This is a genomic window from Streptosporangium amethystogenes subsp. fukuiense (assembly GCF_042665875.1).
Classification (GTDB): Bacteria; Actinomycetota; Actinomycetes; order Streptosporangiales; family Streptosporangiaceae; genus Streptosporangium; species Streptosporangium fukuiense.
This window is the reverse complement of record NZ_JBHTEE010000001.1, coordinates 4131284-4145528: the sequence shown is the minus strand read 5'-3', so window position 1 is coordinate 4145528 and position 14245 is coordinate 4131284. Positions and strand designations below refer to the sequence as shown.

Genomic DNA, 14245 nt, shown 5'->3' with positions numbered 1-14245 from the left:
CGAGCCGGATGGTCGAGGGTGGTCACGGGGAACGTCCTCAGAACAGGTCGTGGGAGGGCCAGACGGCGATCTGCTGGAACACCTCCCACATCATCGTGTCGAGGTCGACGCCGTTGCCGTTGGCGAGTGCCGCCCAGCAGAACTCGTTGCTCGTCCGGGCGAGGATGCTCTCCGTGCCGTAGGGAATCAGCCGGCCGCTGTGCCACCAGTTGCCGAGGGTGTTGACACCCCAGCCGCAGGCGTACGCCGGTTCGGCCGCCGACGGTGCGGTCATCGTCGCGATCGTGTCCGGCCGGAGCAGGTCGGGGACGGTGGGAAAGCCGTCGGCCCGCAGCGCGAAGCGGACGACGTCGACGGGTGATGCGAGCCAGCCGCCGTGGGAGTCCATCCGCCGCGCCGGGATGCCGTACGGGTCGCCGGTGCCGTAGTAGACCACCTCGTCGGGGCGTCGTTCGGCGCGGGTGTTCCCGGCGAGGTGCATGTTGGTGATCCCGCTGGGCGTGAGCACGCTCCGGCGTACGAAGTCGGCGTAGGGCTCCCCGGTGACCTGTTCGATGATCCGGCCCAGCAGGCAGTAACCGAAGTTGGAGTACAGGTGGGTGGTGCCGGGCGTGTGCTGGAGGGGCCGGTTGTCGAGCACCCAGCCGATCAGCTGGTCGTGGTTCATCGCCGGGTTGCCGAACATGGGGTCGTCGCCGTCGTTGGTCCAGCCCCCGGCGGTGTGCTGGAGCAGGTGCCTGACCGTGATGGCCTGGAGCCCCGCGCCGTAGGGCCTGCTGCCGTACCGGGTGCCGAGGATGCCGCCCGCGCCGAGGACGCGCCGGTCGAGCGTGAGCAGGCCGGCTTCGACGAGCCGCATGACCGCGACCGCGGTGATCGGCTTGGAGACGCTGGCGATGCGCATCAGGTGCCGTTCGGTGAGCCGCTCGCCGGTCTCCCGGTTCGCCAGCCCGTACCCTCGGGCGAAGACGAGCGCGCCGCGCCGGGCGATCGCGAGTGACACGCCGGCCACTCCGGAGGCCCTCATGTGGCGGTCGACGACCGCGTGGACGGCGGCGAAGGCATCGTCCACGATCCTGTCGCTCAGCCAGATCCCCGCGAACCGCTCCGAGCCGGAGCCGTAGCCGCTGACCCGGGCGGGCCGGTAGCCGTCTCGCTGGTGCTCGTCGAAGACCCCCTGGTAGTCCGCCCCCTCCACGCCGTGGCGGGCCGACCAGGCCGGGCCCGCGCCCCGCACCCAGATCGCCGCGTACAGATCGGTGCCGCCGACGGTGTAGCCGCTGACGTGGAAGGGGCGGTATCCCTTCTTTGTCAGCTCGTCGAACTCGGCCTGGTACCGTGCCCCGGTCAGGTCGTGGCGGGCCTCCCAGTCGGGCCCCTGGGCTCCCCAGACCTTCTCCCAGATCGCCGCGAAGTGTGCCTTTCCCGCGATCCCGTACCCGTCCACGTGGATCAGCCGGTACCCCTCCTTGAGCAGCCGGTCGAACTCGGCCTGGTACCGCTCCGAGGGCATGTCGTGCTGGGCGACCAGGTGCGGCCCGCCGGTGAGCTCCCAGATCGCCGCGAAGTACACCTTCCCGGCGACCTCGTATCCGGCCACGTGGACCAGGCGGTAGCCCTCCTTCTCCAGCCGCCGGTACTCGGCCCGATACTCCGGCTCGGTCAGGCCGTGGCGGGCGAACTGCGGCGGCCCCGGCGCGTGTTCCCAGATGGCCGCGTATCCCGCCTGGCCACCCATCTCGTAGCCGTCCACCTGGATCAGGCGGTACCCCTCCTTGGCCAGGCGGTCGAACTCGGCCTGGTACCGCTCCGAGGTCAGGCCGTGGCGGGCCACCCACGGGAACGTCCCGGCCGACATCGCCGCACCGGTACGGAGCCTTTCCACGCTTTCCGCGACGCGGGCCGCCGAGGCGACCCCTGATCGTTCGAGACCGAGGAACACGGCCAGCCCGAGCCCCGCCAGGAGCGCGCCGCGACGGCTGAACGGCACCGATGAATCCCGCACGTCGAACCCTCCATCCCGGGCTGTCGCGCCCGGCCGATAGCCGAATATCCGAATAAGCGGGGCCGCCGCCTTCAGTGTGCGAACCGGCGCCGCCCGGGAGATGAGTACGCCCCTACTCATCTCCGCCTCCACTCGCACCACCACCGGTCGTGGAGCCGGGGGACCCGGTGTTCAGAGGAGATAGCGGGCCAGGTCGGCGATGGGGTGGGGGCGGGAGAGCAGGTCGCGCAGGGCTTCCAGGTGGGGGGAGTCGTAGGTGGTGAGGCCGGTCTCGTCGACGATCCGCTCCCAGGTCGGGTCGTCGCCCGCGGCGGCCTCCAGACGGCGCAGGATGCTCACCCCGTCGACCTCCCTGGCCAGCAAGGTCAGCAGGTGCGGCCACTGGACGGCCAGCGCGGCGAGCTTGGCGACCTCGCCGTCCGAGGCGGGGATCGCCCCGGCCAGGGCGCGGCGGTAGGTCAGGAACGAGTAGAAGCGGAAGACGTTCACGTACCGCTTGATCTCGCGCGGGTTGAAGAAGGTCAGCGCGGGGAGCACGAACTCGATCGCCAGGTAGGCGTTCTCGTCGCTGTAGAGGTCGTCGAAGACCCGGTCGGCGGCCTCACGGGTCGCCGCGCACAGGCCGCCGACGGCGTCCGAGCACTCGATGCCCAGGGCGTCCTGGGCCAGCCGCGCCGCCTCGTCGAGTGTCGTCGTGGTCGGGCGCAGTGCCCAGATGGCGTCCTGCAACCGGCTCACCTGGACCGGGTCCGGCGGATCGGCCGCCCACGAGCCCGGTGCCGGGTGCGATCCCGTCAGGTCCGCCGGTGGGGGCGGTCCCAGCGCCTCGACCGGTGCCCACAACTCCAGCCTCCGCGCGCCCGGCGTATGCCGCCCCTGCACGGCCGCTCCCGACCGCGTGGCGGTGCCGGGCGAGCCCGGCGCGGCCGCGTCGTGCGGGAAGGGCCGTGCGGGAGGCAGGGGACCGCGCGAACGCGGTCCGGCCGGATCCGGGGGCGGGTCGAGCCGTTCCAGGGCGGCTGGGGGACCCGCCGGACGCGGTCCGGCCGGATTCGGTGTCCGTATGGCGCCCGGGTCACCCGGTCGTACGGTCTTCAGGTCGGGAAGGACGTCCGCGGGCCGGACGGTGTCGGCGACGCCGAGCAGCGCCCGTACGAAGGCGGGCAGCCGGTCGGCGTCGTCCAGCAGCGGCACGCTCAGCGGTAGCTGCACGATCTTCTCCAGGAACCGCCAGCCCAGGCCGGACCGCCCGCCGACGGGCAGCGTCCCGGCCAGTTCCGGATAGGCGGCCTCGACGTGCGCGACGACCACCTCCGGCTCCATGGCCAGTACGAACACGCAGTTGGGGAACTCGCCGGCGAGGAACAGGTTGATCGCCTCGATGACCTGCGCCACCGTTCCGGACGAGCAGCGGTCCAGGTCGTCCACGAACACCACCAGCGGGCGCTCCTCGGTGGCGACCAGGTTCAGGACCTGTCGCATGTCGGTCTGCACCAGGTGCAGGAAGCCGGTCTTGGACCGGTATCCGGGAGCGGTCGCGCCCTCGCCACCCGCCCCGTCGGCCGCGCCCGGGCCGAGCAGGTCGGGTTGCGTGACCAGGCCGCGGAAGGCGTTGTCCGCCGACTCCCCGAAGAACCGGGCCAGCCGCAGCGCGCCCGCCCCCACCACGGCCGCCGCACCCGCCGAGCCGACGGCCGCCGCGGCGTTCCCCAGCAGGGAGCCGAAGGCGGGCAGCAGCGCGGCGGCGGCCAGCAGCGCCCCGGTGAGGACGAGGGTGGCGACCAGGCCGAGGGCCACCGGGGCCAGGCGGGTCAGCGCCAGGTGGTAGGCGCGGCCGCGGACCGCCTCCCGGTCGATCCTGGACAGGTTCAGCTCCAGCCAGAACCGCTCCCGCTCGGCGCGGGGCAACCGCCGGGTGACCTGACCGATGATCTCGTGTGCCAGTCCGGCCCAGACCTGCTCGCCGTTCTGGTACATCCACGGGTTGAACCAGACCGTGGGCCGCCAGTCCGCCCGCCGCAGCGGGAGCGGGTCCGGCTCCGCCTGCCCGGCGCTCCCCCTGGGGCGCCGGCCGGTCCTGGCCAGCACCTCGGCGTTGGTCAGCGCCCGCTCCGCGCGGGAGCCGGGCAGGTGGATCGGGGCGGGATCGTCTCCGGCGGCCCCGGGGTCCAGCAGGTCCTGGATCATCCGCATCAGGGAGGTCTTGCCGGTGCCCCACGGCCCCTTGACGCCGATCGTCAGCGGGGGCCGGGTCTCGGGGTGACGGACGAACGCGGCGATGGCCTCGGCGTAGACCCGGTGCCCGAGCTGGTCCTCGGTGGTCCACCGGTCGGCGGTGAGCCTGGCCCGGGGCCGCACCGTACGGAGCCCGGCCCGGTGGCGGCGGAGCAGCGCCGAGGTCTGCGCCCGTTCGGCCACCGAGAGCCGCGAGTGGCCGAACCTCCGCACGTCCGGATGGACGAACGTGGTCGTGTCGCCCAGCAGGCCCCACTGCCTGAGCTCGGCGGCGTCGCCGAGGATCTCGTCGATCGGCTCGCCCTCGTCGAGCAGGGCGGCCCTGCGCAGCAACTCCCTGGCCGGCTCGCTCAGGTGGAGTTCGTAGACCCGCCGGACGATCTCGATCCCGCAGCTGGGCGGGGTGTGGTCGCCGAGCCGCGCCAGAGCGCGGGTGAAGGCGGCGTGCGGGGCGGCGGCGTCCCTCGCCGGGGTCAGGGCGACACCGGCGACGGCTCCGTAGGCGATCAGGATGGGGGTGCGGGCGGCCGAGACCGCCGTGTAGCGGGCGAGCGCGTAGGCGTGCAGGTCCCCGACGCTGATCGCCCCGTCACCGTCGAGGTCGGCGGCCCGCGTCAGCAGGCCCTCCGCGATGACGTCGGTCAGCGTGCGCACCGGGCCGGGTACCGTCTCGTCGAGCCTCAGCGTGAGGGTCAGCGCCGCCGCCGCCACCTTCGGCTCCCCGGCCACGGCGAGCTGCCTGACCGGTTCGGCGGAGCCGTCAAGGGCGCTCCAGCCGAAGTCCACGATCAGCAGCACGGCGGCCGCCAGCGACTCGCCGACCTGCCGTCCGAACGTGCCGATCATCGATCCCAGCTGTCCCGAGGTCCAGCCGCCGTCGGCGGGTAGCCGGATCAGCAGCAGGTCTCCCTCCCGCGCCGAGCGCAGCAGGTTCCACACCCGCTCGCCGTCCGCGTTCGCCCCGCCGCTGCTCTCGGCGTCGACGGTGAACCCCTCGGCGCGCAGCGCGCTCGCCAGCCGCGCGTCCGGCCGCCCGGCACCGGGCCCCGCGGCACGCGGATCGGTGTGGGTGCCGGGGGGCGGCGTGCCGGCCCGGTCGTGTGGCGGGGCCGGGTGCGGGGCGGGAGTCCGGGGCGGGAGCGTGTCCGGCGGGGAGTCGAGGAAGACGAGAGCTCGGCGGGTGCCCACCCGGGGCGCGGTCTCGAAGACTGGATTCGCGAACGCGAGTCCCTCGCTCAACGGTCCTCCCGATCCGACGACGGTGAAGATTCCACTGTGGACGCTTCCGGCGGGACAGATGGCGATCTTGGTGATAGGCCGACCTGGTTTGGCGGATGTTTGTCCTCCGGTTCGCGCAAAGTTTGCGCTCAAGGAGTCTCGGCGTTCATGTGAGTTCGATCGGCTTGCGGCGTACCGTGAGGGACGACGAGGAGGGGCCATGCTTCGCCGCACGTTTGTGCGCACCGGATGTCTGACCGCCGGTGCGGTTCTCGCGGGCTCGCTCTGGCAGGGGGTCGCGGGTGCCGTCGCCCCGAGCTTCGAGGGCCCCTACGGTCCGCTCGGCGAGCCCGACGCCAACGGGGTCGCGCTGCCCGAGGGGTTCACCAGCCGGATCGTCGCCCGCACCGGCCGCCGGATCGGCGGGCTGCTCTGGCACCCGGCGCCGGACGGCGGCGCGTGCTTCCCCGACGGCGACGGCTGGATCTACGTGTCCAACTCGGAGATCCCGCTGCTCGGCGGGGCGTCGGCCATCAGGTTCGGGCCGGACGGAGCCGTCGTCGGCGCCTACCGCATCCTGTCGGGCACCAACCTCAACTGCGCGGGTGGCCGCACCCCGTGGAACTCCTGGCTGTCGTGCGAGGAGGTCTTCCGCGGCCGGGTCTTCGAGTGCGACCCCTACGGCTCGCGGGCCGCGATGCCGCGCCTCGCCATGGGCCGGTTCAAGCACGAGGCCGCGGCCTGCGACCCGGAGCGGCGGGTGGTCTACCTCACCGAGGACGAGCCCGACGGCTGCTTCTACCGGTTCCGGCCGGTCTACTGGGGTGACCTGACCTCGGGCACCCTGGAGGTGCTCTGCGCCTCCGACTCGGGCACGGTGACCTGGCGGCGCGTGCCCGACCCCGGCGCGCTGCTGAAGGCCACCCGCGACCAGGTCGCCGGCGCCACCCGCTTCTCGGGCGGGGAGGGCTGCCACTACGCGGACGGCGTGTGCTTCTTCACCACCAAGGGTGACAACCGGGTGTGGGCCTACGACACGGAGAACGAGCACCTGGGTGTCGTCTACGACGCCGACGCCCCGCTGAACGGTGTCGACAACATCACCGGCACCCCGTCCGGGGACCTCTACGTCGCCGAGGACGGCGGTGACATGGAGATCAACCTGATCACTCCCGAGCGGGTCGTCACCCCCGTCCTGCGGATCGCGGGCCACGCCAGGTCGGAGATCACCGGACCCGCTTTCTCACCGGACGGCGACCGCCTCTACTTCTCCTCACAGCGCGGCGCCCGCGGTGACGCCGCCGGCACCGACGGCGTCACCTACGAGGTCACCGGCCCCTTCCGCCGCTGAGCGCCGCTGAGCGACGCTGAGCGACGCTGAGCGACGCGGCCTGTTTGACCACCTCGGTCAGCTCCTCGCGCAACCCGGCGAAGAGCGGGTCGGTGCGGGGACGCTCCCCGTACGGCACGGCCGAGGCGCGGTCGGAGACCACCCGGCCGGGCCTGCCGCTCAGCGCGAGCACCCGGGTGCCGAGGTAGACGGCCTCGTCCACGCTGTGGGTGATGAAGACCACGGTCGTGCCGGCCCGCCGCCACAGCTCGCGGACCTCCTCCTGCATGCGCTCCCTGGTGAAGGCGTCCAGGGCGGCGAACGGCTCGTCCATCAGCAGCAGCGCGGGGTCCGGGGCGAGCGCGCGGGCGATCGCCGCGCGCTGCTGCATGCCTCCCGACAGCTCATACGGCCTGGCCTTGGCGACGTCGGCCAGGCCGGTCAGCTCCAGCAGTTCGGCCACCCGCTCGCGCCGCGCCGCCCTGGGCAGGCCGCGCAGCCCGAAACCGACGTTTCCGGCGACCGAGAGCCAGGGGAAGAGCCGGTGCTGCTGGAACACGAAGCCCCTGGTGGGGGCGGGCCCCGACACCGCCGCGCCGGAGGCGGTGATGGTCCCCGCCGACGGCGCGGTGAAGCCCGCCACCAGCCGGAGCAGCGTGCTCTTGCCGCACCCCGACGGGCCCACGATCGTCACGAACTCCCCGGCGGCGATCTCCAGGTCGATCGGCCCCAGCGCGTCGACGGTCCCGGCGCGCCCCCGGTAGGAGTGCGACACCCCGGCGAGGGCGAGCGCGGTGTCCCGCGGCCCTTCCGGCCCCGCGCCCGGACCGGCCGCAGGGAAGGCGACGGTCTCGTGCGCGGCGCCGTTCGAGGTGGCCGGGCCCGCTCCGGGGGCGGTGGTGCCCGTGTCAGTTTCCGGCGAAGGCATCCGCGAGCTCCTGCGTGGCCAGGCCCTTCTGGAAGACCGCTAGCTCGGGGACGGTGTCGACCTTCTGCTGGTCCTTGAGGAACTCCGCCGCGCTGTGCAGGTTCTCGGCGAGCTTGCCGGGAGCCTCCGGGGTGCCGAGATAGTCGGCGGAGCGCTGCTCGCTCGCGTCGAGGAGCACGAGCTGGCCGAGCTGGCGCGCGGCCTCGGCCGGGTCGAGGTTGAGCTGGCGGCCGATGGCCGCGGCGGCGGCGCCGGTGTCGCTCCTGGCCAGCTTGACCGCGCGGTCCTGCTGCTGGAGCCAGATGCTCAGCGCCTTCGGGTACTTCTTCGCGAAGTCGTCGCTCACCACCGCGAGGTCGGCGGTGAGCTTGCCCCGCTGGGCCAGCTCCCGGCTGGTGACCAGCGTCGTGCCGCCGTTCTTCTCCAGCTCGGCCAGGGTGGGCGTCCAGACGTAGGCGGCGTCGATGTCGCCGCGCTGCCAGGCGGCCTGGATGTCCGGTGGTTCCATGTCGAGGATCTTCACGTCGGACTCGGAGAGGCCGGCCTCGGTGAGCGCGGCGAGCAGGCTGTAGTGGGTGGTCGAGGCGAAGGGGGCGGCGACCCGCTTGCCCGCGAGGCCCTTGACGTCGGTCACCCCGCCCCGGGCGACGAGCGCCTCGTTGTCACCGATCACGTCGAAGATCCACGGCACCCGGTACGGGATGTCGAGCGGCGCGGACAGGCCGCGGGTGACCGGGCTGCTGCCCGCCAGCCCGATGTCCAGCGAGCCGGCGATCATGGCGGTGTTCACGTCGCCGCCCGAGTCGAACCTGCTCCAGGTGATCTTGGTGTTCGGCAGCGCCCTCTCCAGCCACTGCTGGTCCTTGACGATCAGGTCGCCGTTGGGAATGAGCTGGTAGCCGATGCGCAGGGTCGCGGGAGAGCCGTCGGCGGCGGGCTTGGCCTCCTCCGTACCGGATCCGCAGGCGGTCAGGGCGAGGGCGGCGGCTGTCAGGGCGAGGGCTATGCGTTTCATTTCGGGTCTTTCCTAGGTGCGGCCGCGCCAGGGAACCAGGCGGCGGTCCAGAGTTTGCAGAAGGAGGTCGATGAGCAGGCCTGACAGGCCGATGACGATGATGCCGAGCACGACCACGTCCGTCTGGTTGTAGCGCTGGGCGTCACGGACCATGCCGCCGATGCCGGGCACCCCGTTCACGGTCTCGGCGGCGACCACCGTGGTGTAGGCGACGCCCACGGCCACCCGCACCCCCGTGACGATCTCGGGTAGCGCGCTCGGCAGCACCACGCGGAGCGGCAGCTCGTACCGGCGGGCGCCGAGCGAGCGGGCCGCGTTCAGATAGTCCTCGTGCACGCCGCGTACCGCGTCGGCGGTGGCCACCGCGACCGGCGGGAGCGCGGCCAGCAGCAGGAGCCAGACCTTGGGCTCCTCGTCGATGCCGAACCAGATCACCAGCAGGCTGAGGTAGGCCAGCGGCGGCAGGGTGCGGACGAAGGTGACCAGGGGGCCGAGCAGCGCGCGCAGCGTGGGGACCATGCCGATCAGCAGTCCCAGCACGATGCCGCCGCTCACCCCGTACAGGCAGCCGAGCCCGATCCGGCGCAGGCTGGTGAGCAGGTGTTCCTGCAGGGTGTGGCCGCTCACACCGTCGGCGGTGGTGCGCAGGAACCGGTCCCAGACCGCGACCGGCTCCGGCACGAAGACCGGTGGCCAGATCTCGGCCATGGCCACGGCCTGCCAGATCGCGACCAGCGTGACGATCGCTCCGGCCCGCAGCGCCAGGGCTCGCCAGAGGGTGCGGCCGGTGCCCGGCCCGGCTCCGAGGACGCTCACGCGACGAGCGCGGGGGCCGCCAGCCGGGGAAGGACGAAGTCGCCCACCCGCCAGGCCTCCTCCAGGTGCGGCCAGCCGGACAGCACGAACTCCGACAGGCCCAGCTCGGCGTATTCGCGGAGGCGCTCGGCGACCTCCGGGTAGCTGCCGACCAGCGCGGTACCGGCGCCCTCGCGGACCAGGCCGACCCCGGCCCAGAGGTTGGGGGAGATCTCCAGGGATTCGGCGGAGCCGCCGTGCAGGTCGGCCATCCGGCGCTGTCCCACCGAGTCCATCCGGGCGAACCGCGCCTGGGCGGCGGCGATCCTGCCGGGGTCCATGCCCGTGAGCAGCCGCCCGGCGTACGCCCAGGCCTCGTCGGCGGTGTCGCGGGCGATGACGTGGAGCCGGATGCCGTACCGGAGTTCGCGGCCCGCCTCGGCGGCGAGCCTCCGCATCCGGGCGACCCGCTCGGCGATCATCGCCGGGGGCTCGCCCCACATCAGGTAGACGTCCGCCCCGGCGGCGGCCACCCGCTCGGCGGCGGGGGAGGCCCCGCCGAAGTAGATGTCGGGGGTGTCGAGCAGTGGCGTGGCCAGTCCGCCGCCCGCCACCCGGTAGTGGGTGCCCCGGTGGTCGAACGGCTCGCCGGTCCAGGTGCGCCTGAGCACCTCGATGAACTCGCCGGTCCGTTCGTAGCGGGCGTCGTGGTCGAGGAAGTCGCCGTAGGCGCGCTGCTCCTGCGGGTCGCCGCCGGTGACCACGTTGAGCAGCAGCCGCCCTCCGCTGATCTGCTGGAAGGTCTGCGCCTGCTGGGCGAGGAGCGTCGGCAGGGTGAAGCCGGGCCGGAAGGCCACCAGCAGCTTGAGCCGCTCGGTCCGCGCCGCGACCGCGCCGCACGCCACCAGCGGGTCGGGGCAGCCCGCCCCGACCGGGGTCAGCGCCGCCTCGAAGCCCGCGGACTCCGCGGCCCGAGCCACCTGGGACAGGTAGTCGAGCGTCGCGGGCCGGTCCGCGACGGCACCCGCCGCGACGGTGGTCGTGGCGGGCCTGACGTGGTGGCCGTCGCCGGTGGTCGGCAGGAACCAGTGCAAGCGCATCTTCGCCTCATACGGAGCTCATACGGAACGGGCCGGTGCCATCCGATATTAACCACATAATACCGATCTATAAAGAGGGAATTAGGGGGAGGTGGGGTGAGGAAGCCCGCTGGCCGAGTCTCGCCGCGCGGCGCCGTCGACGACGGCAGGCCTGGTCGGGGGTGGTGAGCGGCCGAGGCGGGATCGGATCAGAGGTCGCGGACCCAGATCTCGTCGACGATGTCGCCGTGCTGTTCCTTCTCGACGAGCTCGAAGCCCGCAGCCCGGTAGATGCGCCTGGCGCCCAGCAGCACGTCCCTGGTCCACAGCCGCATCCGCCGGTAGCCCGCGGCCCTGGCGAAGCGCACACACTCCGCCACGAGCCGGCCGCCGATGCCCATGCCCCGCGCGGACGGCTCGACCAGCAGCAACCGCAACTGGGCCGTCTCGTCGTCCTTGCGCACGCAGAAGACGCAGCCGACCCGCTCGCCGTCCACCTCGGCGATCCAGCCCGCCTCGCGCGCCGGGTCGTGGTGGTCCACGTAGTCGGCCGCGACCCTGGCCACCAGCGCCTCGAAGTCCATGCCCCAGCCCTGCTCGGAGCTGTAGAGCGTGCCGTGCCGGTAGATCACCCAGCCGAGGTCGCCCGGACGCAGCGGGCGCAGGAGGTAAGGAGAGCCCGCCCTCGGCTCCCGGCCGAGGATCTCCTCGATGGCCGCCATGCTCGCGACCAGCCGCCCGCGGTCCTCGTCGGTCACCCCGGCCAGCAGTTCGCGCACCTCTTCGGCCGCGCGCCCGTCGAAGAGCGCGAACCTGGCCCGGCCCTCGTCGGTCAGCTCGACCACCTGCCGCCGCGCGTCGGTGGCGGACCGCTTCCGGACCACCAGCCCGTCGCCCTCGAACCTGGTGAGCATCCGGCTGAGGTATCCGGCGTCGAGCCCGAGCAGCCGCCGCAGGTCGCCGGTCTCCATGCGGTCCGCTCGGTCCAGCTCGAACAGCACCCTCATCTCGGTGAGCGAGTAGGGGGTGTCCAGGATGCCCTGGTGAAGCACGCCGATGAGCCGGGTGTAGAAGCGGTTGAAGGCCCGGACCTCCGCCACGTGTCTCTCCATGCTTGACAGCATCAACGATTTCATTGACCAGGTCAATGAAATCGCAGGGGTCTTTCCGGGCAGGCGACTGTGAGATCGCCGGCCGACTGCGCTAACTTCGAATTTTGCCTTGGAACGGACGATGAGCTGGGACGGCGCGTGCCGTGCCCACGGCGGGAGCATGATGGCTGAGGTCGCGTACATCGGTGGGTACACCCCGGACACCGAAGGATCCGGGCCGGGGATCACCCTGATAGAGCTGGGGAGCCTCGCCCGTCTCGGAGAGACGCCCGCCTCGGGGCCGTCGTTCCTCGCCGTTCACCCGGTCCTCCCGATCCTGTACGCGGTGGGGGAGAGCGAGCGCGGTACGGTCGGCGTCTTCGCCCGCGCCGACGACGGCAGGCTGAGCCCGCTCGCGCAACGGTCCAGCGAGGGAACGGCCCCCTGCCACCTGGCGGTGGACCCCACCGGCACGCGCCTGGCGGTGGCCAACTACGGCGACGGCACCCTCAGCGTGCACGGCATCGACGGATCCGGCCTGCTGACCGACACGTGGATCTTCCCCTACCGTGAGGGGGCCCACGCCCACCAGGCGGTCTTCGGCCCCGACGGCGTGCTGTACGTGAGCGACCTGGGCGCCGACGAGATCCGTCGCTACCTGGTCGGTGACGAGGTGGTCCCGCATCCGGAAGGACCGGTCAGGCTCGCGTCCGGCATGGGCCCCCGGCACATGGCCACGGCGAGCGGCCACTGGTACGTGGCGGGGGAACTGGACGGCACCGTGCGCGCCTACGACGCCGAATGGCGCGAGATCCACGTCGTCCCGGCCAGCGGGAGCGGGGAGCGGAACCAGCCCTCACACCTGGAGGCCCGTGGCGAGCTCGTCTACGTCGCCAACCGGGGGCCCGACACGATCTCGGTCTTCGCCGGCCCCGAGTTGAAGCCGGTCGCGGAGGTCGCCTGCGGTGGCGCCTGGCCGCGGCACTTCGCCATCGCCGACGGCCGCATGTACGTGGCCAACCAGCGCTCGGACACCGTCGCCGTGCTTCCGCTGAAGGACGGCGTCCCACGGCCCGCGGGAGAGCTCTTCGCCGTCGGCACCCCGTCCTGCGTGCTGCCGCTGCCCTGAACCGCCGGTGCGGAGGGGATCGGTGGTTCCGAGCGGGTATGACCCATGAGGTGACCGGGGGATTCCCGAGTCCGGAGTCCCGCCGGCGCGCCTGATCTGCCCGTGATGTGCGCGCCCCCGTTCGGAACCGGACCTCGGGCCCGGTGGAGGCGCTCATATGTCGCTTCTCTGCCGATCGAGGGAGGCGACATGTGGTGACTAGTTCTATTTGGTCTAGACCACTGGCGCATCTGACGGCAGAATGCGTTCCGTCGGTGGCGGAAATCCGTCGCCGACCGGCCCATGCCCTTTAGTCTGATCATCTTGGCTCGGACTCATAACCGGAGGATGTCATGCGTATCGGAGTGCTCACCGGGGGCGGCGACTGCCCCGGCCTGAACGCCGTTATCCGCGCTGTCGTGCGTAAGGGAGTGGGCGTCCACGGGCATGAGTTCGTCGGGTTCCGCGACGGCTGGCGGGGTCCCCTGGAGGGCGAAACCATGCCGTTGGACATCGAGGCCGTACGCGGCATCCTGCCGCGCGGCGGGACGATCCTGGGTTCGTCGCGGACCAACCCGATCAAGATCGACGGTGGTGTTGAGAAGATCAAGGAGAATCTCGCGAAGGGCGGGGTCGACGCGCTGATCGCGATCGGCGGCGAGGACACCCTCGGTGTGGCCAAGCAGCTCTTCGACAAGGGGGTGAAGGTCGTCGGCGTGCCCAAGACGATCGACAACGACCTCAACGCCACCGACTACACCTTCGGCTTCGACACGGCGGTCAACATCGCCGTCGAGGCCATCGACCGCCTGCACACCACCGCCGAGTCCCACCACCGCGCGCTGATCTGCGAGGTCATGGGCCGCCACGCGGGCTGGATCGCGCTGCACGCCGGTATGGCGGGCGGTGCCAACGTCATCCTCATCCCGGAGAAGCCCTTCGACATCGACCGGGTCTGCGCCTACGTCGAGTCCCGCTTCAAGACGAAGTACGCGCCGATAATCGTGGTCGCGGAGGGCGCGCACCCGGTGGAGGGCCAGATGACGCTGCAGGCGGGCGAACTCGACGCCTTCGGCCACGTGAGGCTCGGCGGCATCGGCGAGAACCTCGCCAGCGAGATCGAGAAGCGCACCGGCAAGGAGGCCCGCACCACGGTGCTCGGCCACATCCAGCGTGGCGGCACCCCCACGGCCTTCGACCGGGTGCTGGCCACCAGGTTCGGCCTGCAGGCCATCGACGCGGTGCAGGACGGCGACTTCGGCAAGATGGTCGCCCTTCAGGGCACCGAGATCGTGCGGGTGGGTCTCGACGAGGCCACCAAGGAGCTGAAGACCGTGCCGGCCGGCCGTTACGAGGAGGCCGAGGTCTTCTTCGGCTGAGGCGTCAGTGCGGTCCGTCGCGGAGAGTGGCCGACTGCAAGCGTTCTGCAAGTGGCCGGCCC

General features: G+C 72.2%; 10 protein-coding genes. 3 read left to right on the top strand and 7 right to left on the bottom strand.

What is annotated here, in order from left to right:
* Positions 1-37: 37 nt before the first annotated feature.
* Complete coding sequence (locus tag ACFQVD_RS17485) at positions 38-2005, bottom strand: serine hydrolase (protein ID WP_343979750.1); 1968 nt, start codon at positions 2003-2005, stop codon at positions 38-40.
* Between the two features lie 171 nt (positions 2006-2176).
* Positions 2177-5479: a P-loop NTPase fold protein gene (locus tag ACFQVD_RS17480; RefSeq protein ID WP_343979747.1), complete on the bottom strand. Its 3303-nt coding sequence runs from the start codon at positions 5477-5479 to the stop codon at positions 2177-2179.
* Between the two features lie 199 nt (positions 5480-5678).
* On the opposite strand from ACFQVD_RS17480, the gene ACFQVD_RS17475 reads away from it, so the two are divergent.
* The gene (locus ACFQVD_RS17475; protein WP_343979744.1) at positions 5679-6809 is read left to right on the top strand and encodes an alkaline phosphatase PhoX; all 1131 of its coding nucleotides are present in this window, start codon (positions 5679-5681) and stop codon (positions 6807-6809) included.
* Here the strand turns inward: ACFQVD_RS17475 and ACFQVD_RS17470 are convergent.
* The 5 genes from ACFQVD_RS17470 to ACFQVD_RS17450 all read right to left on the bottom strand — a co-directional run bounded on the left by ACFQVD_RS17470 (position 6787) and on the right by ACFQVD_RS17450 (position 11717).
* Positions 6787-7716 carry an ABC transporter ATP-binding protein gene (locus ACFQVD_RS17470; protein WP_343979741.1) on the bottom strand — a complete coding sequence of 310 codons (930 nt, stop codon included), beginning with the start codon at positions 7714-7716 and terminating at the stop codon, positions 6787-6789. The two genes, ACFQVD_RS17475 and ACFQVD_RS17470, sit on opposite strands and share 23 nt — an antisense overlap.
* Positions 7697-8731 carry a taurine ABC transporter substrate-binding protein gene (locus ACFQVD_RS17465; RefSeq protein WP_364149438.1) on the bottom strand — a complete coding sequence of 345 codons (1035 nt, stop codon included), beginning with the start codon at positions 8729-8731 and terminating at the stop codon, positions 7697-7699. The genes ACFQVD_RS17470 and ACFQVD_RS17465 overlap by 20 nt, the downstream gene beginning before the upstream one ends.
* Positions 8732-8743: 12 nt before the next feature.
* Positions 8744-9547, bottom strand: coding sequence for an ABC transporter permease (locus tag ACFQVD_RS17460; protein WP_343979735.1), 804 nt, complete (start codon positions 9545-9547; stop codon positions 8744-8746).
* Positions 9544-10626, bottom strand: coding sequence for an LLM class flavin-dependent oxidoreductase (locus ACFQVD_RS17455; protein WP_343979732.1), 1083 nt, complete (start codon positions 10624-10626; stop codon positions 9544-9546). Before ACFQVD_RS17455 ends, ACFQVD_RS17460 begins: the two co-directional genes overlap by 4 nt.
* A 188-nt stretch (positions 10627-10814) precedes the next feature.
* A complete protein-coding gene (locus ACFQVD_RS17450; protein ID WP_343979729.1) occupies positions 10815-11717 on the bottom strand; it encodes a bifunctional helix-turn-helix transcriptional regulator/GNAT family N-acetyltransferase in 903 nt (300 codons plus the stop codon).
* 109 nt (positions 11718-11826) lie between these two features.
* On the opposite strand from ACFQVD_RS17450, the gene ACFQVD_RS17445 reads away from it, so the two are divergent.
* Both ACFQVD_RS17445 and ACFQVD_RS17440 read left to right on the top strand, forming a co-directional pair.
* The gene (locus tag ACFQVD_RS17445) at positions 11827-12825 is read left to right on the top strand and encodes a lactonase family protein (protein ID WP_343979726.1); all 999 of its coding nucleotides are present in this window, start codon (positions 11827-11829) and stop codon (positions 12823-12825) included.
* Positions 12826-13157: 332 nt separating this feature from the next.
* Positions 13158-14183, top strand: coding sequence for a 6-phosphofructokinase (locus ACFQVD_RS17440; RefSeq protein ID WP_343979723.1), 1026 nt, complete (start codon positions 13158-13160; stop codon positions 14181-14183).
* Positions 14184-14245: the final 62 nt, after the last annotated feature.